Below are 21,343 nucleotides of genomic sequence, written 5' to 3'. Positions count from 1 at the left end.
TCAACGCCCCCCCACCGGGTAGGTGGGGTCGTGGTGCCCCGCGACCCACTTCAACTCCGCTCCCCCCGTGGACCATCCCCCGGGGAACGCGGGAAGCCCCATGGTGCCGGACCGCCCACCCGAACTCCCGCTCGATATCGGCGGCGCAGCCCTTCGGAGTTCCCCTCCCGGCTGAACTGGTACCAGGCGAACACGGTCTCCGAAAGCTCGCGACAACGCCGGGCGCGCGACAGGACATGACGACGGTGCTCAAAGCGCCGCTTGGTCGCTCCCAGGACCCTCGGACGAAGTCCCGGCAGAAACCGGAATCCGCAGAACGGCACTCCCTCGCGCGTGGCCAGCAGTCGGGACTTCGGTTCCGCCAGACGTAACCGAAGCGCCGCCAACCGCTCCACGATCCCGGTGCGCAATTGCCACAGCCTCGTCGCGTCGTCACCAAACAGGAGGAAGTCATCGGTGTAGCGCAGGTAGGCGCCATGCCCCTCCGTTGAGGTGGACCCATTTTTGGTACCGGGATTTAAGTTGGGGCCTGTCCCGATAATTGACGAAGTTGAAAGGCAAAAGAAGGACTCGAAATTGACGTGCAACTGCCAAAGCCACTATGTCGCAGTCCGCTCTCTACTGCCGAAATGGAACGCTCGAGTGATCCCTGAGCCAGGTCCAATCCTGCCGGGTCTTTTGAAGAAAGCCACCCCACCGGCCTCTACGCTGGATCGGAATCAAAGTTGCCGGATTCACCCACCGATGGTTGTCCACATGGCCGTCAGCGAAGCTAAAATTCGCTGAACGCTTGTGTCGCCAGGATGGAAATTCAGCCCACCCACCAACTGGGTCTGCCCAATGACTCACTTGAAAGCGGCCATCATGCACTTGATCATCATGCTTTTCACCAAAGACAAATAGCTCCATGGGAGCGTGCTCAGCAACCTGATCTAATGTCAAATAATCATACTGCAACGGATTCCCATCACCATTTTCACTCCACATAAACTCGCGATAATAAAATCCCGTCCCCATCACACAATTCATTGAATAGCTTCGGACTCGCGGGTGTTTGGCACCATTCAAAACAACAAACGACTTGTCGCCTGGACACCGAAATACGCCGGGAGACAAATAGGAATATCCCAGACGCCCCGGCCCTGGCTTCATCAGCAGCTGCGAATTGGTGGACTCCGGAGGAAGGGATCGAGAGAATGCCTCTTGCACATCAGATTCATACATCATGTAGCCGTCCACCCAGTTGGCGCGCCTATGATCAATCCCAATAGTATAGACGCCTCCAGGATTCTCAGGCAACAAGCCTCGATGATCGCCCGCATACAGTAACCACCCTAACGTCAACTGACGGAGATTGCTCTGACAGGCTCCAGAAAGCACAGTTCTCCGTGCCCGGCTGAGGGCGGGCAAGAGCAGTCCGGCAAGTATTGCGATGACCGCAATGACCACCAGAAGTTCAATAAGCGAGAACGCAAACCGCCCCCGAACGATCTGACGAGACGTCTTCACGATGCAATCAAACGACTCGGATGTCGTCATGCCTCCTGTCAATAGTCAAACGAGTTCGGCGTCAGGAGAAATGCGCGAATGACGCCATCCTATGGCAGAAAAACGGCGGGATATCTGCAAGGCGATGAGACGCGTGGCCGGGTGCTGGATCCAGGCGTGATGGGAAGATGGGTTTCGTTCACTCCTCGCGAACGCGCCAGAAAATGGGACCCACGCCTTCACCGGGGGTCATCACGAGTTCGACCGGAACGTCCATGCCCAAGCCCAGCACGGTATGCAGGACGCTCCAGGCACCAATCACCGTGGCCTGCTCCACGATCAGGGGTTTCAACAAGGGCGCCCGGATCTCCAGAACCACCCGCCCGTCCGCACGCGGTGGCAGAATTCGCAGGGCCACCGCGGCCGGCACCGAGATCCGGAAACTCTCCCGGTCATTGAGCTGCCCGTCCGTCAGGAACACGGTCACCTCAAACGTTGAGCCGACGGCGGTCGCGGCAGGTGTCCAGCGGAGCCATCCATCCCGAGCCACCGTCATTCCCGTTGGCCCCGACACCATGGCGAAGGTCAACGGCTGCGGTGGCAGGTCCGGATCCCGGCCAGTCAGCATCCATTCGAACGGAATCCCGACAGCGGCCACCTGGTCCGGAATCGGATCCAGCTCCGGCGCTTGGTTGACCTCCCGTACGGTAACCACAATCCGGCTGGTCGCCGACAACGGTGGTTCCCCGTTGTCCGTCACCGCGACCTCCACCTCGACCGTCGCGGGGCCGTCGAGCTCGCCAGTCTGCCAGCGAAGTGCTCCTGCCGGCGTGACGGTCATTCCCACCGGACCCCTCACCAGCGAAAACACCAGTTGTTGCGGCGGCAGGTCGGGATCGCTGGCCTCCAGGTCCAGACTCAACAGGTTGCCTTCGTCGAGCGCCTGTTCCGGCACCGGGACCAGCACCGGAGGACGATTCACCGATCCCACTGCAATCCGGAAGCTTCGTCGGGTGCTCAGTTGGCCGTCCATCAGCAGCACGGTTACCTCGAAGGTTGAGCCGGCGGCGCTCGCGGCAGGTGTCCAGCGGAGCCATCCATCCCGAGCCACCGTCATTCCCGTTGGACCCGACACAAGCGCGAAGGTGAGCGGCTGCGGCGGCAGATCCGGATCCCGACCGGTCAGCAGCCACTCGAAGGGAACCCCCGCGGCGGCCACCTGGTCCGGAATCGGATCCAGCTCCGGCGCCCGGTTGCCCTCCAGCACCACCACCTGGTACTCGACCACGATGGCCTCCGGAGGCGACGCGTCATCGCTGATCCGGATCGCCACCGTCTGGCTCGAGGGCCCCTGCGCGACGGTGGGCGTCCAACGCATCACGCCCGCTTCATCCACCGTCAGCCCCGGCGGACCCTGCACCACCTCGTAGCTCAGGTTCTGCGCCGGCAGATCAGGATCTGTCGCCTTCAGCGGGACGACAAGGGTTTGTCCCGAGGCCACCTCGTGCCGGGGGATTACGCTCAGCCGCAGATTGTCCAAATGCACCTGGCCCACTGAGTTCGCCGTGCGCCCTGCCAGCACAAACCTGCCGGGACCCGGCACGAACCCGGTCTCCACCCCCTCCAGCAGCGGCACCCCCTTCCACCAGGCGAAGAACCGACCGTCAGGCTTCAATTCCAACACCAGCGGCTGCCAGGTCAGCGTCGCCCATGCCGCTGGCGACAATGGATCGCCGCTTCCGGCCCAGTACGCCGCATCCCGCGGCCCGGTCTGCAGACTTGTGGCATCGCCTGGTGCTCCGTTGCGCGTCGGCAACTCCACCTTGGCCACCGTGCGGTGATCCACCCGCACGATCAGTCCCTCCACGTCGGTGGCATCGCCCTCGGCCCCGGGGAACGTATTTCCCGACCAGGTGTCAAAAGACACTGCCAACCCGGTGCGGGTTCCCGTCTCCGCACAACATCCCCCGGCAAAACCCGACTGGTTCCCCGGATCCAACAGCACCGGATCCCCCTCACGCGCGAAGCTGAAGCTGAATCCGTCGGCGACCCGGTCCCGAGTGCCATTACCCGCCCGCACATCACACGACATGCGAAATCCAGCAATGGCCGCGTCTGAATCTGGGATTCCCGGAAAAACCAACGCGGTGTACTCGTTCGCCTTTGCAAAAGTCAGTGCAAGAAACCCTTCAGGACTCCCGCCGCGCGGCACCCACGGAGATTGATTCGCGGCCACAACAGCAGCAAATCTCGAAAGCGAACTCGATTCGAAATCCGAACCGAAATGGGAACGATGGAGACTCGTGAAACCACCACGCTCAAGGAGAATACTAAACGCCAACTGATTCGTTTCCGGCGGAACCGAATTAGGAACGGTGTACTCAAGAATAACTGGATGTTCTCCACGAACGTGCGATTCCGATGGCTTCCAGATCATTGCCCCGGACCCCGTCAGCACCATGCCAGTCGGGCCTCCGGCTAGTCTGAAACGGCCGCGCAATCCCTTACCAAACAAGTCATGAAGACTGATCCCAAAGGTTTCGTCCTCGCGAACACTGAAATCCCTAAACCAGGACCCACTGTCTCCGCCAGGGAGTTCCATCAGATAACCTTGCCGGGTCTGCGCGGCGGCATCATTCCAGCCTCCCGAGGCAAGGATGTCCAATCGATCCTCGTCAACCCCGCCAAAATCGTTCGGTTCGCCAGGGGCCCATGCCTCAAAGTCCCATGGCTCCCCAGTCACCCAAGACCATCCGCTCCCTGCCCCCGACATGCCCCCGGCCTGCAAGCCCCCGATCCAAATCCTGCCCCCGGTCCTGGCCCAGACTGAACGCCCCGCCTGCCACTCCAAAGCATTGGCAAACGTTGCCAAATGCCCACCTTGCCGCTCCGCATCCTCCCGAGCCTCTTCCCAAGCAAAGCTCCCGGCAACGACTCGAAACCGAGATGGATCGTCCAGTGCTGTCCACCGGATCGGACGACTGTTCCACACCAATGGCCACAGCGATGTTTGATATGCCCATGGCTCTCCTTCAAAATTAGTCCATTGAGCCCCATCCCAAATTCCAAATGTTGCCCAAGTCGTCTTGTCTGTTCCAAACTCAGTATCTACGGCGCTATCCTGCTCACCCCAAAGCCACAACTTATCATCGTACACATGGATTTCTGTGCGATCATTACCATCATTTGGCCCGGTGTAAAACTCAGCGGGCAAGCTTTGCCCTGCCATCACCGGGACCCGCCCAACGCCTCCGACCAGACCCAGGTCCGCATAGATGATTCCATGGGCGAATGACAAGCGTTCAACGGAATTCTCCAGACATGCGCCCCGAGGTACAATCCACTCACCGTCTGTCAACCGCGCCAAATTGGCTCTCCGACCACGAAGACTGCAATCAACGGGCGCACCGCCATTCTCCTCCAATTGCGCCTCAAAAGTGCCACCCGCAAAGACAGTGTCACCAACAGCTAGAAGGGATCGTACAACTCCCTGAACCCCACCCACCTGACGCCAACCGGACTCCTGCCATAAGGCTACCGAACTCCCCTTCGACGCAAAACTGCCTCCGACAAACAGTTGATCGCCCAGTACCGCAAGCGAATAGACAGCACCATCAATTCCATCCTCCAAGGGGTGCCAGTTGACGCCATCCCACCTGGCAATTGAATTTGCCGGAAAGCCGCCCACACTCGTAAAGTAGCCAGCCGCAAATAAATCCCCATGCAATGTTGCAAGGGCTAGAACCTGACCGTCAAATACGCCACCGAGTGAAATCCACGACGATCCGTCCCACATGGCAATTCTTGATTGGATACGCCTGAGCCACCAAAACTCTCCATCGGGTCTCTCCCCCTTCTCTTGCACCCAGACTGCAGTCAATAGACCATTGTACTCCATTCGATCGCTGTCATCTGGAGAAAACCAATAGCCTTCATCAGAAAACGCTGGCAGCTGATTCCAATTGGAGCCATCCCACACCGAAGTCGCCGAACGATACAAGTTGTTGTTCGGCGGATTGTAGGTGACCGTCATTTTTGCCTGGGTCTGATTCCCTGAGCTGTCGAACGCAGTGATGACGAGGATATTCTGGCCGGATTGTAGGTTGATCTCATTGGCCGTCCAGTGATCCGTTCCAATGGCCATGCCACCGCCGCCACGATTGTTGCTCCAAGTCAAATGAGTCAGGCCGAGGTCATCACTGGCCACACCGACAAGAGTAATATTCTCCGCCGTCGTTGTGTAGTTTGCAGTACTTGTCGGTAAAGTAATTCTGACAATAGGAGGAGTGCCATCGGGAGAGGTATAGGTTACGTTTAGACTGTGGCTTGTACTGTTGCCCGCCCCATCCGTAGCCACTGCCGTGATTGTGTTTATCCCCACGGCGAGGTTTACCACCCGCGACCAGTTGGCGGTGCCGCTGCCAACTGTCGCGTCATTATTGGCGCGCACGTCGTTGACCATGACCGATCTGATACCACTGTTTCCTCGTCCGGAATCTGAGGCCGTGCCGCTTACCGTCAAGGAACTGGTTGTGACCCTAGCCCCATTGGCCGGGCTGCTGATCGTCAGCAGTGGCGGCATCGTGTCCGTCGGCATCTCGGTCTCGTTGCCGACCGTAATGGTGAACGCCTTCTCGTACCACAGGCCGCCCTGGTCGGTCGTGCGGACGCGCACGCCGTAGGTGCTCTTGGCCTCGAAGTTGAACGGCGCCGCCGTCCGGAGTGTGATGCCGTTGATCGTGAACGAGCCGTTGTCCGCGCTATCCGACCCGCTGACCAAGGTATAGGTGAACGTGTTGCCCGCGTCCGGGTCCGTCGTCGAGAGTGTCCCGACCGTCGTCCCCGACGGTTGGTTCTCCGTTACCGTCGAGATGCTAAGGAGGATGTCCGTCGGCGTCTCGTTCACGTTGCCGACCGTGATGGTGAACGCCTTCTCGTACCACAGGTCACCCTGGTCGGTCGTGCGTATCCGAGCGCTGTAGCTGCTCTTAGTCTCGTAGTCGAACATGGCGGCGGTTCGCAGGGAGTTGCCGCTAATCATGAACGAGCCGTTGTCGTTGTCCGCGCCGCCCGCCTCGCTGACCAGCGTATAGGTGAACGTGTTGCCCGCGTCGGGGTCCGTCGCCGAGAGTGTCCCGACCGTGGTCCCCGACGGTTGGTTCTCCGCCACGGTGGTTCCGCTGAGAAGGATGTCTGTTGGCGCGTTGTTGGCAGCGGAGTACGTTGCCCCGGCACCGCTCAACGTGTAGGTCTGATTCTCCGTCACGGTGACTGTCTGGTTGCCCGGCTTTGTCCAGCCCGCGACATCCTTGAACTCGATGGTGTATTGCCCAGGCTGCAAAGCGTTGAGGCTGACGCCCGACTTCTGCCATGTGCCATCAGCAATCCGCCAGCGTGCCCCGGCAGTAATGGCATTCTGCGGCGACATTGTCACCCGAACCATCGTTAGAAGACGCTTGGCGACAAAGTCCATGGTGGTCGGAACGTCTAAATATGATGAGTGATCTACGAACTCACCCCTGGACTGAGTTAAGTCGATCTTCTCAACGCCTGTGTGGATGCTGCCAAACAACGCGCTTGAAAGGGGAACCAACCCATCGTTATTGCCAACCGCGCTCTCGCTTGCGTATTTCATATCCCTGAAAACGCCTTTCACAAAATGCAATTTCCCGTGGTCGTTATCTACTTCATCAGCCGCTTTGTCAGGCCAATTACTCCCTTCACCCACAATACTCGAGTTGAAATAACCACCGTATGCAATGATTCTTGAGTCACCGGTAACGCTGGTCATATTTGCGGACCCGCAGAATGGACTAGATAGACTCGAATCCAAGCGACCTTGATCATAATAGCCCATGAACTTGATCCAATTGTAGTGAGCCCCGTCTCTTTTCGCCGATGTGGGTATTTCCGATGTGGAATGCCATGCAAGATCAAAATCACCTTGCGATCCACCGAAGTTGACATTGTAGTAGACATCAAGAAATGACGCGACTTGGTTTACCCCATACTTGTCGTACAGATGCTTCGTCACCCACGTCGGATTCGCCAATGGCGATCCGAGGTGCGGTGTTCCCAGCGTGACAAGTCGATGTACTTTATCACGGAACGAGGAGCTTATGTTGAGCGCATAACGGCTGACCAATCCCCCCATGCTGTGGGCCATAACAACAACTTGTCTTTCGCCCAAATCCGGATTATTCGCATAGAATTGATCAAGAAATGCCGCAAACGCCTGACCATTCTGAGCAATGGAAAGGCTCGAGTCGTAAACGTACCGATACACTCGGAATCTGCTGCTCATGTCAGACTGATTGAAGCGGGGCTGGGGTGCATTCGGATCGTCATTCACCCAGCCGAACCAATAATTCAGAGAATGCATCTTCTTGTCGCCGCTTGCCCCATGCACCAAAATGACGGGGACGCGATCATCGGTTAGAGCTGTCTTTCGCGTGGATTCCCCCCCTGAATAATAGAAATTCCCATGGTCTGGACTTGGCAACTGGCGCTGGCGAACTCTTAACTCGGCGGCGGCGGATCGGGAGGAGGATTGTGTTATGCTACCGTAGGAGACTTTAAAGTAGTACTCCGGATCTCCGGACTGATCATCCTGCCACTTGGCGATCCATGTTGCTTTGACGTATGTCTTGCCGTCCTCTGTCGCATATACCCTTCCTGAGAGTATTGGAAGTACTGGATCATCGGGCAGCAGAATACCGTCATCTTCAAAAACTTGGAACGTGCATTGGGAATCAACCGGGATGCCTTCGACCTCCGCGCACATGGTCACAGTAGCGCCATGGTACACGTCCAAGGGTGCCCACCAGTAGGCGGAAACAAACGTGGAGGCCAACCCGACAGAAATCGTCGCACTTCGGTCGTTATTCGTTTCAAATGACTCGGTAACTTCCGCGTTACCGTCAGCCACGGCCCTGATGGTATGATTGCCGGCGGCAGGCGCGGTAATTTCAATGGATTGGACGGTGATCTCCGCCCCCGGTGCTAAACCATCGTAGTCATCCCCTTCGCCGTACTTGACGCCGTTGAGATAGAAAAGCGCCTCCTGATTGGCGAACCGACCGGCGTCCGCCGTTGCGACACCTTGGTTCCTGACCGTGGCCTTGATCCTGAATTTCTGCCCCTCGTAAACGGTTGCCGGTTCAGTCCAGATCGCCGTAACGATCAAGTCTGGGCGACCCGTAAAAGTGAATGTCAGGTTCCTGTTCTGCGTAACCGGTGCCGTCGTGTACGTGTTCCCGCTCCAGGAAAACCCTCCCGCATCACCGCTCACCGAATTCCTTTCATAATGCGTCGTCGGCGAAACCGCAAAGGTGGTCGTGTTGCCATGTGTGACGGTGCGCGATGCCGGGGTAACACTGCCGCCTGTGCCTGCGGAGGCATTGACTGTATATGAAGGGACCTGACCGGTAATGTTCCAGTAGTGATACTCGTGGTGACTGCCGCTCTTGAGCACCTGCGCCCTCACCTCCATGTAGCTGGCGGTTAGAGGGTAGTTCGAGGAATCGCCTTCCACCAAGAACCGTGTGCCGTTCCAGTCAATGGGCAAGGTGCCCCAGGCCAGTGTCACGCCAAGGTTAGATGTCTTTACGGTTGTCCAGCTTCCCCCAGAGCGTCTGATGGACCAGACGATTTCATAGCGGGTGATCCGGGGCAAATTAAAGCCCGTGACGCGCGTTGCGTGCGATCCAACGGGCATGGGGTTAACCGTGGATGTCCCCGGCGTCCCGAACGAGCGATCATAATTCGTGGCATGCGCTGTTGTGGTGGCAAATCCCAGGCAGGTACAAACCAGCAAGAGCATTGCAATGACTGAAATCCGGCGGTGGGGTCCGTGGGCGGTTTTCATTGGTCCTCCTCCTCGCCTTTGTTGCCGGCCAAGTCTGAGCGTTTTTTCTCCCATTCCGCGGCAAGGAAAGCGGCTCTTTCCGCTAAAGCGTCTTCGTAGCGCTGCCGATCCTCTGGCTTCATGGCCGCCCGCCGCTCGCGTTCTCGTTGCTCCCGCTGTGCCCTCTGTTGCCGCAAGGCGCTGATCCGCTCCGTCCGCTTGGAATGGACGGAAACAACCTCGTCAGGATCCGAAAGCATTGCCTTGGACGCGATTCTCGCGTCAGGTGCGGAAGCGACACCAACGCCACTGTCAGCCGTCACGAGCCGGAAATCCATTGGGGTGACCATGACCACATGCCTGGCCGTTTTCCGTTGACCGCGTTGTCCCGGCGTTGTGGAAGCCTCCATCCTTGCGGCTTCCACCCAGAATTCCGGCGCCCCTCGGAAGTGTCGCAGGATCAGCGGAGAATCGGCGGTTGCGCTGGTGATAACCGTTGCCAGGTCGTCGAACGCGAATAAGTCATTTTCGGCATCTCCAGCCTCTCCGCCGCCATCGTTTGCAGTAGGGGCGGCAGCCGTTCCCTTCGCTTGTTGCGCAACGATACGCGATGTCACATCCGCGATGTGTTGTTGAAGGGCGGCAGGCGTATTGAAACGGCTTCCCGACTTCGCAAACACAAACGCATAGGCATTTGGGTTGCCATCAACGTCATACAGCACCATGCGGTCAAGAGCCTGCCACTGATAGGGCTGGTTGTTGGCGTGAACATGCTGGCTAGCGACGAATCGTGCCAATTTTACTTCAATAATTGCCGGGGCGTTGGTTTGGGCTTGCGCATTTATGCCAAACCACGAATCAACCAACAACAAGCTGAACAACAAGATTCTCATAGTCTACACTGGTAGGAATTTGGTTTTGACGCTTTGCCGGGAAAAAGATACTGGAGAGTATCCAGGATCGCGGTGTGGCCGGCAATCCTGCACCAAATCCTCAACGGACACCGGCCCATGAATCTGGACTCCGGCCAGTTGATCAGCGGTGATGAGGTATGGCGGTTCTCGGGTTTGCGGCCCCTCATGATGGAGAACCGGCCTTGAAGTCTTCTTCGAGCAGGCAGGAGGACCCTCTCGAATCCCCGCGCCACTGAACGCGGGTCGCTGTGTCCGTTTTTTGGCCTCCAAGTGATTTGGAGTGGGTAGGGGGTAGAGGACGTTGAGGGGTGGAAGGACGGAAGTCTGGGTCGTTTGGCTTGCTGGAAGCAGGGTTCTGCAACGCAGAACCCTAACCCGACTTTCGCAACTGACGTCGGGAAACGGGGATTTTTTGAGAGTGAAGCGAGGCAAGTGGCTGTGAATGAGGGGAGCGCATTTCGAAAGTGCGTGTAGTGAAGACCTGGCCTCTTCCCAAGGCGGGATTTTTGAGGAGGATATTGAGGCGTCATGTTCTTGCGGCACACGCGACGGTGGAAAGACGGGAAGGAGCACCTCTATTGGTCGTTGGTGGAGAACCGCCGGTGTGGAGGCACCCGGGTGGTGCAGCATACGGTGTTGTACCTGGGGGAGATCAACGACAGTCAGAAGGAGCAGTGGATTCGCGCCATTGAGGTCTTTGACGAGGATTGTGGGAGTCCAGACCAACTGAAGCTCTTTGCGGCGGAGCGGCCGTTGCCGGCGGATGCGCCGGACGGGGTTCAGGTTCGGCTCCGGGACTTTGAGTTGCACCGCCCGCGGCAGTGGGGCGGTTGCTGGCTCTTCACCGAGGTGTGGAAGGAACTGGGGCTGGATCGCTGCTGGCGGGAGCGCTTGGGGAAGTCGCGGGAGGGAACCGATTGGGAGCATGTGCTGCAGACGCTGTGCGCCTATCGGTTGCTGGATCCGGGCAGCGAGTGGCGCCTGCACCGGGTCTGGTTTGATCAGTCGGCCATGGCCGATCTGCTGGGTGAGGATTTCTCCCTCGCTGCCAAGGACACCCTGTACCGGGGGCTGGATCATCTGGTGGAACATAAAGGCGAGCTGTTCACATTCTTGCGCCAACGGTGGCAGGACCTCTTTGGAGTGAAGTTCGAGGTGCTGCTCTATGATCTGACCAGCACCTACTTCGAGAGCGATCCGCCCTTCCCGGAGAAGGATCCGCGACGCTTTGGCTATTCACGCGACAAACGCTCCGACTGTGTCCAGGTGGTCATCGCCCTGGTGATCACCCCGGAGGGCTTTCCCCTGGCTTACGAGATGATGCCTGGCAACACCGCCGATAAAACCACCTTGCGCGGGTTCCTGCAGAAGATCGAAACCCTGTACGGCAAGGCGCAGCGCATCTGGATCATGGACCGGGGCATTCCCACCGAAGCGGTGCTGGCTGAGATGCGCGCGGCAGACCCACCGGTGCTCTACTTGGTGGGCACGCCCAAGGGACGGCTGAGCGCATTGGAGCAGGAGCTGCTGGAGGTGCCATGGCAGCAGACGCGCGAAGGGGTGGATGTCAAACTGGTGCCCAGCCAGGGTGAACTCTATGTGCTGGCCCGCTCCAAAGACCGTGTCGCCAAAGAGCGCGCCATGCGTCGTCGTCAACTCAAAGAACTCTGGACCCGGTTGGCCGAACTGAAGCGCCAGGAGCCCAAACGGGATGCCCTCCTGCTCAAGTTGGGCGCCGCCAAGGCGCAGGGTCCGCTGGCGTGGAAATTGGTCACGGTGGAAGTCAGCGCCGAAGGAACCCTCCAGTATTCCCTGCGCAAAGACCGGCTGCGGGAGCGGCTCCGGCGGGAAGGCCGCTACCTGCTTCGTTCCAATCTGACCGGAAAGGATCCCGCCCAGATCTGGCACCTCTACATGCTGCTGGTCCAGGTCGAGGAAGCCTTCAGGAACCTCAAAGGCGATCTATCCATACGGCCCGTCTACCATCAACTCCCCGAGCGCATCGAAGCCCATATCCTGGTCGCCTTCCTGGCCTTCTGCCTCCACACCACCCTGCGACACAAACTCCGCCAGAAAGCTCCAGGCCTGACGCCCCGTTCGCTGATCGAGCAACTGTCCGCCCTCCAGATGCTCGATGTCCACTTCCCGACCACCGACGGACGCACCCTCCTTTTCCAACGCTATACCTCACCCAATAAGACCCAGAAACTCCTGCTGGCTCAACTCGGACTGGAGCTTCCCCCGCAATCCCCTCCGCGCATTTCATCCCACCGCGCCATCGAGCCGCTACCGGGGTCCGCCCTGTAGTGAAGACCTTCCACCCCAATCTTCAGAATCAGGCCCATTCTCTCTCTTTTCCTTCTCCAGTTGCGAAAGTCGGGCTAATGGCGCTCGGGCCGGGGGCGGGCGGCGGTCAAGGTGGAGCGCAGCGAAGCGAGCAATACCTTGAGGGCCGACCGCCCCCGGCCCTGGCCACGCCCCGACGGTGCGGAGTTCCGAAGGAGCTGACCCAAGCCATCCCTTCGCGCAGACTGCCGCGGCATGCAAGACACGCAGCTCTTCTCCCTGGCGCTCGGACTCGATGGCACCCGGTGGTTCGTGAAGGAGGTCCGCCTGGACCCGAGGGCCCGACGGCTGGATCTGGAGCTGGATTTCAAGCTCGGCACCCGTTTCCTCCATCCCATCACCTCCCAGCCCTCGCCGGTCCATGACACGGCCCGCAAGAGCTGGCGGCACATGAACTTCTTCCAGTTCGAGTGCCACCTGCACGCCCGGGTGCCCCGGGTGAGCGATCCCGAGGGGGTTGGGCTCATCCCGGTGCCGTGGGCCCGCCCGGACAGCGGCTTCACCCTCTTGATGGAAGCCTTGATGGTCCTGCTGTCCCGCACCGCCATGGCGGTCAACGAGGTGGCGCGATTGGTCGGTGAACCGGGCGGCGATCTTCTTGAAGCCACCGGTGGTTGGGTGGAGTTCGTCCTGCCAGTCGGCCTCCGCCAGCGCGCCCTGCGTTCGGACGTGCCGCCAGCGGGGGAGTTCCTGCTCCAGTTTGATCATCAGGTCGTCGAACCGGGCCAGCATGTGGTCGAGAATCGCCCGCTGCAGCGGGGCCGGAATTGCAAAGGAATCCATCACCTTCTTCACCCACCCGCCGGCAACCGGCAGCCCGAGGATCCGGACGCCTTTGCCCGACGGAATCGCATAGTCGTAGGCATGGGTGAAGATCCACGCGCCGGCCTGATGGTCGTCGCGAAGATCTGCCAGGTCCCGGTAGGCGAACTCAATCTGCAGCAGCCGCCGGTTGAACCGCGCGAGATGCAGGCAGTCCTCCCAGGTCATTCCCGTTTCGTACTTGTTGAGCAGGGACGGCAGGTTGTCGGCCACGATGTCATTGCCGCCCCCGCTGAACAGCACGCAGTCGAATTGGAGGCGCTCGCCGGCCATGGTCTTGAACAACCGGCTGAACGGCTTCCCGCAGAGCATTTCCCGGGCCTCCGCTCCGTTCCCCGAGAGATCCAGTTGTACGATCCCGGATGCGAATGTGGACTTCAGCTCGTTCACGATGTTCGTCCGGAGAAACATCGGAAAGGCGAACCAGGAGTCGCCTTCGAGCAGCATGCCAATCGCGCCCGGCTTCTTGCGCATTTCTTCGCGGTAGCGGCTGACAGGTGTGCCTGGAGCTTTTTGTTGTCCCATGGTGTCGGGTTTCCTTTCGGGGGCTGATGGTTTTTGGTGGTCGCGGTCGTCGAGTACCGTTGGAACCGTGGTCATTGTCGAGCCCGAGATTGGTGGCCCGTTTCCCCCAAGGCGGCGGGGACAGGACGTTCATCTCCCTACCAGCAGTTGGCAGGGTCGCGTTCCACCCGCGACCCTGACCCATTCCGTGGCGCCTGTGGACGTGCGACGGGGAACGTGGGAAGCCCCGGCACCCCGGCGCTTCCCCCGATCCCTGCAACGCCTCCCCGCGCCAGGCGGAGGAAGTTTGGGACGTGCGGGAGCCCATCCCAGCACTTGGTAGGGTCGCGTTTCACCCGCGACCCTGACCCATTCCGTGGCGCCTGTGGACGCGCGACGGGGAACGTGGGAAGTCCCGGCACCGTGGCGCTTCCCCCGATCCCTGCAACGCCTCCACGCGCCAGGCGGAGGAAGTGTGGGACGTGCGGGAGCCCATCCCTACCAGCAGTTGTTAGGGTCGCGTTCCACCCGCGACCCTGACCCATTCCGTGGCGCCTGTGGACGTGCGACGGGGAACGTGGGAAGTCCCGGAATCCCGGCGCTTCCCCCGATCCCCGCAGCGCCTCCCCGCGCCTGGTGGAGGAAGTTTGGGACGTGCAGGAGCCCATCCCTACCATTCACCGGACCCCGAGAAGGCGCGCGATTCCGGTGAGCAGGAGCGCGCCCAGGCCGTAGGAAAGGAGGATGTCGCTCGGCCAGTGGCCCCCGAGCACCACGCGGGCACTGCCGCCGATGACCAGGATCAGGACGCCGCCGCCCACGATCCACCAGCGCCGCGGCGGACGCATCCGGAGCGCCGCCACGAGGATCACGGCGCCGAAGGTCGCGGCGTAAATGAGGGCGAAGGTGGATGGACAGCCGTTGCCGGCGGCACTGCCGGCCACCTGGACCAGGTCCGCAGATGGACGCGGCCGCGCGATCCATCGCTTCAGGAGCGGGTCGAGCGCCAGGACCGCCGCGTAGGCGATGGGCGGGATGCCGGCGGCCCGCAGGCCGCCGATCCGCCATGCCGCGACGGACACGAGGGCCAGCAGGCCGAGGGCAACCGGGGGCTTGGCGGAGTTGGTGACGTATTGAGCCCAGGCACGCCCCGAGGGATTCCACGCCTGAAGGGTTCGAGTGAGCCCGAGGTCGAAGGGGAACCGTCGCTGTTGGGACGCGGCCCAAAACAGCAGGACGAGGAGAACGAGCGCGGCGGTCCACGCGCGCCAGAAGGAAGGGCGCCAACCGGCCAACGGACGGCGTGGTGGCTTGGTTGAGGCGTTCTTTGAGGCCATGGCGCGGGAGGTTCCCAATCCGGGCCTGAGTGGCCAGCGGGATTTGCTGCCGGGATTTCCGCGGGCTTGGCATGTGGGGCCATCGGCGGTAGGTACCGCGTGCATTGTGGCTGACGCCAACCCCCTGGTCCCCCTGCCGCTCGACTCCCCCGGGCGCCGCCGCCTGCCGCCCCTCCTGCGGCGCGCGTGGTATGGACTGAACCAGGCCTTTCGCCGGCGCATCCTTCACACCGGGGTGACGCCGGACCAGTTCACCGCCATGAGGTCGCTGCGCGAAGGGGATCCCTCAGGGATGACCCAGCGTGACCTCACCACGGCGATGTCCAGTGATCCCAACACCGTGGCGTCCCTGCTGGAGCGCATGGAAGTCTCCGGATGGGTTGAGCGGCGTCCCCATGAATCGGACGGCCGGGCCTACCGGATCCGCATGCTTCCCGCAGGAGACCGGGTGTATGAAGGGGTCCGCTCCATCGCGGTCGCCCTCCAGACCGAGGTGCTGGCGGTGTTGCCAGAGGCCGAACGGGAGCGGTTTCTCGAGCAACTGGATCAGGTGGCCGCCGCCTGCCGTCGCGCCGCCGGGGAACCGTCGCGTCCCCGGCGATGAGCGACGTGCCGCCGCCCATCCTCGACGGGCACCCGGCACCCGCCGCTCCGGTGGAGGTGCCGCGTTGGCGGACCGTGCTCATGCTGCTGGTGGTCGGCGCCTACCCGCTGGCGGTGGGTGTGATCAGCGCCCGGGGAATCCAGGGAGCGGCGGCCGTTTCGGGAACGGCACTGCCGCGGACGACCTCGGGATTGCTGGCGGTGTGCGCGGAAAATCTGGGGATTTTTGGAGTTCTCTTTGTGCTGACCTGGCTGATCGGCCGTCCCACGAGATGCGAGCTGCATGCTTCGGGCGGCCCGCGACTCCGCGAGTGGCTCCTGGGAATGGCACATTCAGTGACCCTCCGGATCGGTCTCGCCGGTGTGGCGCTCGCGGCCCTGGGCATTGCCGCCGCGGTGCTGAGCCTGAAGGGGCGTCCGCTGGACGCGCTCGACGGTGTCCGACCGCAGGTCGAGCATCTGCTCGATCCCGCCGCGCTGCGGCAACCCGTCTACCTGCTGCTGACCATGACCCTGGTCAGCTTTCTTGTGGCGGGGTTGCGGGAGGAGTTGTGGCGGGCTGTGGTCATCGCCGGCATCCTGCGGTTGCATCCCGGGGATCCCCGGGCGTTGGGACCGCGCCTGTGGGCGATCGGTGTGGCGGCGTTGATCTTCGGGTTTGGCCATTTGCCGCAGGGATGGGGTGGCGTGGGCCTGACGGCCGTTTTGGGGATGGGACTTGGGGCCATTCTTGTTTTCCACCGCTCGCTGTGGGTGGCTGTGCTGGCCCATGGATTTTTCGATGCCACCTCCTTTGCCCTGATCCGGGTTGCCGACCAGATGGGTGCTCTTGACTCGATGCTGGGGCGTTGAGCGGGGTTCGCGGGACGTATCGGAAGCTTGGGTTCGCACATGGGGACGGGTCCGCACATGGGGACAGGCTAACTGTGACTCTCCACGGGCAACCGGGTGGGGCAAGGCTCCCGCCGCGCCGTACGCGGAACGGCAGGCTGATCGTGTGGGGACTCCATGGGCGGCTCAGGAGGACCTTCGTATTGGTGTTGGTGAGCCGAAGTTGCCCCACCGGGGGGGACTCACACACATGGGGACAGGTCATTTGTGACGCATTGGACCACCGGGGGGGCCCACATGGGGACAGGTCATTTGTGACGGATGCGCGTCCGCTGTCCGACGCGCAGCAAAGGAAGGATTGTGCCCGAAACCGCGTTGCCTATGGTCCGCGGGTCGCGTTGCGCCGGGACCGGGTTCACCCGGTCCCCCTTCGGACGCCTCCGCATGCTGGTCCACCTGCTCAAGTCCAAGATCCACAAGGCCACCGTCACCGCTGCCAGCGTTGAGTACGAGGGCAGCCTGACCATTGACGAAACCCTCATCGCCGCCGCCGGGCTGGTCCCCTTTGAGCGAATCCTGTGCAGCAACATGTCCAATGGGGCCCGATGGGAGACCTATGTGATCCGGGGACCCGCGGGGTCGGGTGCCATTGAATTGAACGGAGCGGTCGCCCACCTCGGCCGGCCGGGGGATCGGGTCACCATCATGGCGTTCACCCAGGTGAAGGTGGCGGCCGCTGCCGGGTGGGAGCCCCGGGTGATCGTCCTTGGTGAGGGGAACAGGGTGGTGAACGAACGGGGTACTTGAGGAGTTGCCCGGGCTGTGGGGAGTCCATGGGGGGACGGCTCAGAGGGATCTCCGCCCCACCGGTATTGGAGCCATGACCTCTCGACTCGGTGGGGCAAGGCTCCTGCCGCGCCGTGCGCGGAACCGCGAGCGGACCTCGTGGGAACGCCACATGCGCACGGCTCGCCGGGAGGCTCGCCCCACCGGTATTGGAGCCATGACCTCTCGACTCGGTGGGGCAAGGCTCCTGCCGCGCCGTACGTGCAACCGCGAGCGGACCTCGTGGGAACGCCACATGCGCACGGCTCGCCGGGAGGCCCCACCGGTATTGGAGCCATGACCTCCCGACTCGGTAGGGCAAGGCTCCTGCCGCGCCGTACGCGGAACCGCGAGCGGACCTCGTGGGAACTCCACACGCGCACGGCTCGCCGGGAGGCCCACCGGTATTGGAGCCATGACCTCCCGACTCGGTAGGGCGAGGCTCCTGCCGCGCCGTACGTGCAACCGCGAGCGGACCTCGTGGGAACCCCACACGCGCACGGCTCGCCGGGAGGCTCCACCGGGGGTGTGGGGCCGGGGTGGCGGAGGAGTTGGTGGGGCAACACCTGCGGAGCCGTACGCGGGTGAGGTCTGCACAGGCCTGGGCTGCGGTTGCGCGGACGTTGAAAACTCGCCCCACCCGGTTTGGATCGTGGCTCTCTTCATACGGGAGTCCCTGGACCGGGAGACTTTTCCGCCTCATCCAAGAAATGGAGATGCGCCCGGGCTTCGTTGCCCGCCCGCGTTGCCCGCGTTGTCCTTGTCACTGGCGCGGCCTGTTCGTATGGTGCCGACCTGTGCAAGGAATCAAGACAACACTGTTTTTCCTGTTCTGGACGGTGCTCGGCGCCGCGGGCGTCGTGATGGCGACCAAGGGGCAGGGGATCTGGCTGCTGGTGGTGGGGTTCCTCGTGTACCTCGGCATGCTGATCAAGTGGGGTTGCCTGACGGAACCGCACTGAGACCGGGCGCCGGATGGCGTCCGGCCATCCGCAGAACTTCGGGAAGGCTCCAAAGCCGTCCTCCGCCGCCCGCTCCCCACTCCGTCATGGCAAAAAAGCCTGCCAAAGCGTCACCGCCTCCGGAATCCCCCCGGTTGAAGCTGGGTTTGCCCAAGGGATCCCTGCAGGATGCCACCCTGGAGAAACTGGCCAAGGCGGGGTGGAACGTCACGGTGTCCAGCCGCAGTTATGAGCCGTATGTGGACGACCCGGAGCTCGCGATCCGCCTGATCCGTGCGCAGGAAATCAGCCGGTACGTGGAACTCGGCTACCTCGATGCCGGGATCACCGGCCACGACTGGATCATGGAGAACCAGAGCCAGGTGCATGAAGTCGGGGAATTTCTGTTCAGCAAGGTGTCGCGCCAGCCCACCCGCTGGGTGCTGGCGGTGCCCGAAGAGTCCGCGATCCGGTCGGTGAAGGACCTCGAGGGACGGCGGATCGCGACCGAGGTGACCGGCCTGACGCGGCGCTGGCTCAAGAAGCACGGGGTCCGCGCCGAGGTCGAGTTCTCCTGGGGAGCCACCGAGGTGAAGGCGCGCGAACTGGTGGACGCCATCGTCGAGGTCACGGAAACGGGATCGTCGTTGCGGGCCAACAAACTGCGGATTGTCGAGACGCTGCTGGAGAGCACGCCACGCCTGATTGCCAACCGGGACGCGTGGCGGGAACCGTGGAAGCGGCACAAAATCGAGACGCTCGCCCTCCTGCTCCGCGGGGCCATCGAGGCCGAGGCCAAGGTGGGCCTCAAGCTGAACATCCGTGAGCGGGATCTGCCAAACTTGTTGCAATCCCTCCCTGCGTTGCGTACTCCCACGGTGTCGGGGCTGAGTCAAGCCGGGTGGGTGGCCGTGGAAACGATCATCAACGAGGCCGTCGTTCGGGAGATCATTCCGCAGCTCAAGGCGGCCGGAGCGGAGGGCATCATTGAATATCCGCTAAACAAGGTGGTTTATTGACCACCGTCCGTTGCTCAGGGTTTTCATCGTATGGGTTCACTCAAGAAGCGCCGCAAGGCCAAGATCAACAAACACAAGCGGCGCAAGAAACTGCGTCAAAACCGCCACAAGAAGCGCACCTGGCAGAAGTAGCCGGTCGCCCGTGATTGCGGGCGCCCTGTCGGTGCCTCCCCCGGTCCCGGGGGCGATTTCGGTCCTGTTGTCGTATGGTCCGCCGGCGCTGGCTGCCCCTGTCGGGGCTTCTGGTCACGCTCCTGCTCCTCACGGGGTGCCAGACCACCCGCGATGGCCGTGGAGGGAAGTCGCCGTCCGGCGATGCGCCCGGCACGGAGTCCGATGCGGTGCTGGAGCAGCGGGTGAAGGCCCATGCGGCCTACGCCGCCGGGGTGTTGCTGCAGGAGCGGGAGGAACCCGAGGCGGCGTTTGCGCAGTTCGTCCGGGCCACTGAATTTGACCCCTCGAATGAGCCGCTGGCGACCGAGGTGGCCGGGTTCTACCTGCAACGCAACCAGTTCCCCGAGGCCCTCGCCGTGCTTCAGCGCACCGCCGCGCAGCCGGGGACCAGCGGGGTGTCCAAGACGCTGCTGGCCGTCACCCTGCGGCGCGTCGGACGGACCAACGAGGCGATGGCGGCCTTTGCGGACGCCATCCGGTCAACGCCCACCCTGCTGGCCCCGTACCAGGAGCTGGCCGAGCTCCATCTGGCCGAGGGACAGACGAACCGGGCCGTCGCGCTGGTGGAGTCCTCGCTGCAGGTGTCGAGTGAGGTGCCGGCCCACTGGCTGGCGACCGGGGATCTCTTTGCATGGCTGGCCGCAAGGTCCCCGGACGCGCGCGAGCGGGCGGTACTGGGGCGGCGTCAGGCGTTGGATCGGGCCACCGCCCTGGGGACCACCGATCCGGCGCTGCTGCTGCGGCTGGGACGCGCCTGGATGGACCTCGGGGATGCCACCGCCGCCGAGGCCATGTTCCAGCAGGCGGCGAGGCAGCTCCCGCGGGACCCGGCTGTTGCCGCCAATCTTGCGGAACTCATGATCCGCGACGGGCGCCTCAAGGAGGCCCGCGAGTCGCTTGAATTGTTGAGCCGGTTCAACCCGACCTCCCATTTTCCGTGGTACTTCCTGGCCATCCTGGATCTCGACGAACGCAATGTGGACGAAGCGGTCCGGAAGTTCGAGCGGGCCATTGCGGTGAATCCGGACTTCGAACCGGCGTATGCCGACCTGGCGGCGGTCCAGATGAACCGCGGCCAGACGGAGACCGCTTTGGACCTTTTGAAGCGCGCACGGGTCCGGTTTCCGGAATCCCACCGGGTCGTGCTGCTGCTCGGGGTGGCTGAGACCCGCGTTCCCGATGTCGAAGCCGCGCTTCAGGCCTTTGCCGAGGCGGAGGCACTTGCCCTGAAGACCGAACCGCCGGATCACCGGTTTTATTTCCAGGCGGGCGCCGCACTGGAGCGGGCCGGGGCCACTCCGGAGGCGATCCGCTATCTGCGCCGGGCGCTGGAGGTAGATCCGGACTTTGACGAGGCGCAGAATCACCTGGGGTATCTCTGGGCGGAACGCGGCGAGAACCTCGACGAGGCCCTGCAGCTCATCGAGCGGGCCGTGGCGGCCGATCCGGAGAATCCGGCGTACCTCGACAGCCTCGGCTGGGTGCTGTTCAAGCTGGAGCGGCCCGCGGAGGCATTGCCCTGGATGGAGAAGGCGGTGCAGTTCCTGCCGGAGCCCGATGCCACCGTGTACGATCACCTGGGCGACGTGCTGGAGGCGCTGGGGCGTCCGGACGAAGCCCGGGCGGCCTGGGAAAAATCCCTGGGGGTTGAGGCCAGCGACGACGTCCGCAAGAAGCTGGAGCGACCGTGAAC

General features: G+C 62.2%; 14 protein-coding genes. 9 read left to right on the top strand and 5 right to left on the bottom strand.

Annotated features, from left to right (window positions below; translation table 11 throughout):
• Positions 1-50 precede the first annotated feature (50 nt).
• The 4 genes from KF791_11195 to KF791_11180 form a co-directional block, all read right to left on the bottom strand.
• Complete coding sequence (locus tag KF791_11195; protein MBX3733146.1) at positions 51-587, bottom strand: hypothetical protein; 537 nt, start codon at positions 585-587, stop codon at positions 51-53.
• Between the two features lie 31 nt (positions 588-618).
• The gene (locus KF791_11190) at positions 619-1,539 is read right to left on the bottom strand and encodes a type II secretion system protein (GenBank protein MBX3733145.1); all 921 of its coding nucleotides are present in this window, start codon (positions 1,537-1,539) and stop codon (positions 619-621) included.
• Positions 1,540-1,687: 148 nt separating this feature from the next.
• Positions 1,688-9,355: a cadherin domain-containing protein gene (locus KF791_11185; GenBank protein ID MBX3733144.1), complete on the bottom strand. Its 7,668-nt coding sequence runs from the start codon at positions 9,353-9,355 to the stop codon at positions 1,688-1,690.
• The gene (locus tag KF791_11180) at positions 9,352-10,227 is read right to left on the bottom strand and encodes a hypothetical protein (protein MBX3733143.1); all 876 of its coding nucleotides are present in this window, start codon (positions 10,225-10,227) and stop codon (positions 9,352-9,354) included. The genes KF791_11185 and KF791_11180 overlap by 4 nt, the downstream gene beginning before the upstream one ends.
• Before the next feature lie 549 nt (positions 10,228-10,776).
• Between KF791_11180 and KF791_11175 the strand changes: the two genes are divergently transcribed.
• Both KF791_11175 and KF791_11170 read left to right on the top strand, forming a co-directional pair.
• Entirely contained in the window at positions 10,777-12,555 is a 1,779-nt protein-coding gene (locus KF791_11175) for an IS1634 family transposase (protein MBX3733142.1), read from the top strand.
• Positions 12,556-12,789: 234 nt separating this feature from the next.
• Positions 12,790-13,968, top strand: a complete 1,179-nt coding sequence (locus tag KF791_11170) for a transposase family protein (protein MBX3733141.1) — start codon at positions 12,790-12,792, stop codon at positions 13,966-13,968.
• A gap of 629 nt (positions 13,969-14,597) precedes the next feature.
• Here the strand turns inward: KF791_11170 and KF791_11165 are convergent.
• Positions 14,598-15,257: a phosphatase PAP2 family protein gene (locus KF791_11165; protein ID MBX3733140.1), complete on the bottom strand. Its 660-nt coding sequence runs from the start codon at positions 15,255-15,257 to the stop codon at positions 14,598-14,600.
• On the opposite strand from KF791_11165, the gene KF791_11160 reads away from it, so the two are divergent.
• The 7 genes from KF791_11160 (at position 15,256) to KF791_11130 (ending at position 21,341) form a co-directional block, all read left to right on the top strand.
• Positions 15,256-15,861 (top strand): winged helix-turn-helix transcriptional regulator, encoded by a 606-nt coding sequence (locus tag KF791_11160; GenBank protein MBX3733139.1) that lies wholly within the window; start codon positions 15,256-15,258, stop codon positions 15,859-15,861. The two genes, KF791_11165 and KF791_11160, sit on opposite strands and share 2 nt — an antisense overlap.
• Positions 15,858-16,712 (top strand): CPBP family intramembrane metalloprotease, encoded by an 855-nt coding sequence (locus KF791_11155; protein MBX3733138.1) that lies wholly within the window; start codon positions 15,858-15,860, stop codon positions 16,710-16,712. The genes KF791_11160 and KF791_11155 overlap by 4 nt, the downstream gene beginning before the upstream one ends.
• A 423-nt stretch (positions 16,713-17,135) precedes the next feature.
• Positions 17,136-17,498: an aspartate 1-decarboxylase gene (locus KF791_11150; protein ID MBX3733137.1), complete on the top strand. Its 363-nt coding sequence runs from the start codon at positions 17,136-17,138 to the stop codon at positions 17,496-17,498.
• 815 nt (positions 17,499-18,313) lie between these two features.
• The gene (locus tag KF791_11145; protein ID MBX3733136.1) at positions 18,314-18,478 is read left to right on the top strand and encodes a hypothetical protein; all 165 of its coding nucleotides are present in this window, start codon (positions 18,314-18,316) and stop codon (positions 18,476-18,478) included.
• Between the two features lie 86 nt (positions 18,479-18,564).
• Complete coding sequence (locus KF791_11140; protein MBX3733135.1) at positions 18,565-19,476, top strand: ATP phosphoribosyltransferase; 912 nt, start codon at positions 18,565-18,567, stop codon at positions 19,474-19,476.
• 30 nt (positions 19,477-19,506) lie between these two features.
• Complete coding sequence (locus tag KF791_11135; GenBank protein ID MBX3733134.1) at positions 19,507-19,608, top strand: AURKAIP1/COX24 domain-containing protein; 102 nt, start codon at positions 19,507-19,509, stop codon at positions 19,606-19,608.
• Between the two features lie 74 nt (positions 19,609-19,682).
• Entirely contained in the window at positions 19,683-21,341 is a 1,659-nt protein-coding gene (locus KF791_11130; GenBank protein ID MBX3733133.1) for a tetratricopeptide repeat protein, read from the top strand.
• Positions 21,342-21,343: the final 2 nt, after the last annotated feature.

Source organism: Verrucomicrobiia bacterium, assembly GCA_019634635.1.
Lineage (GTDB): Bacteria > Verrucomicrobiota > Verrucomicrobiia > Limisphaerales > UBA9464 > UBA9464.
This window is presented reverse-complemented; position numbering and strand designations above follow the sequence as displayed.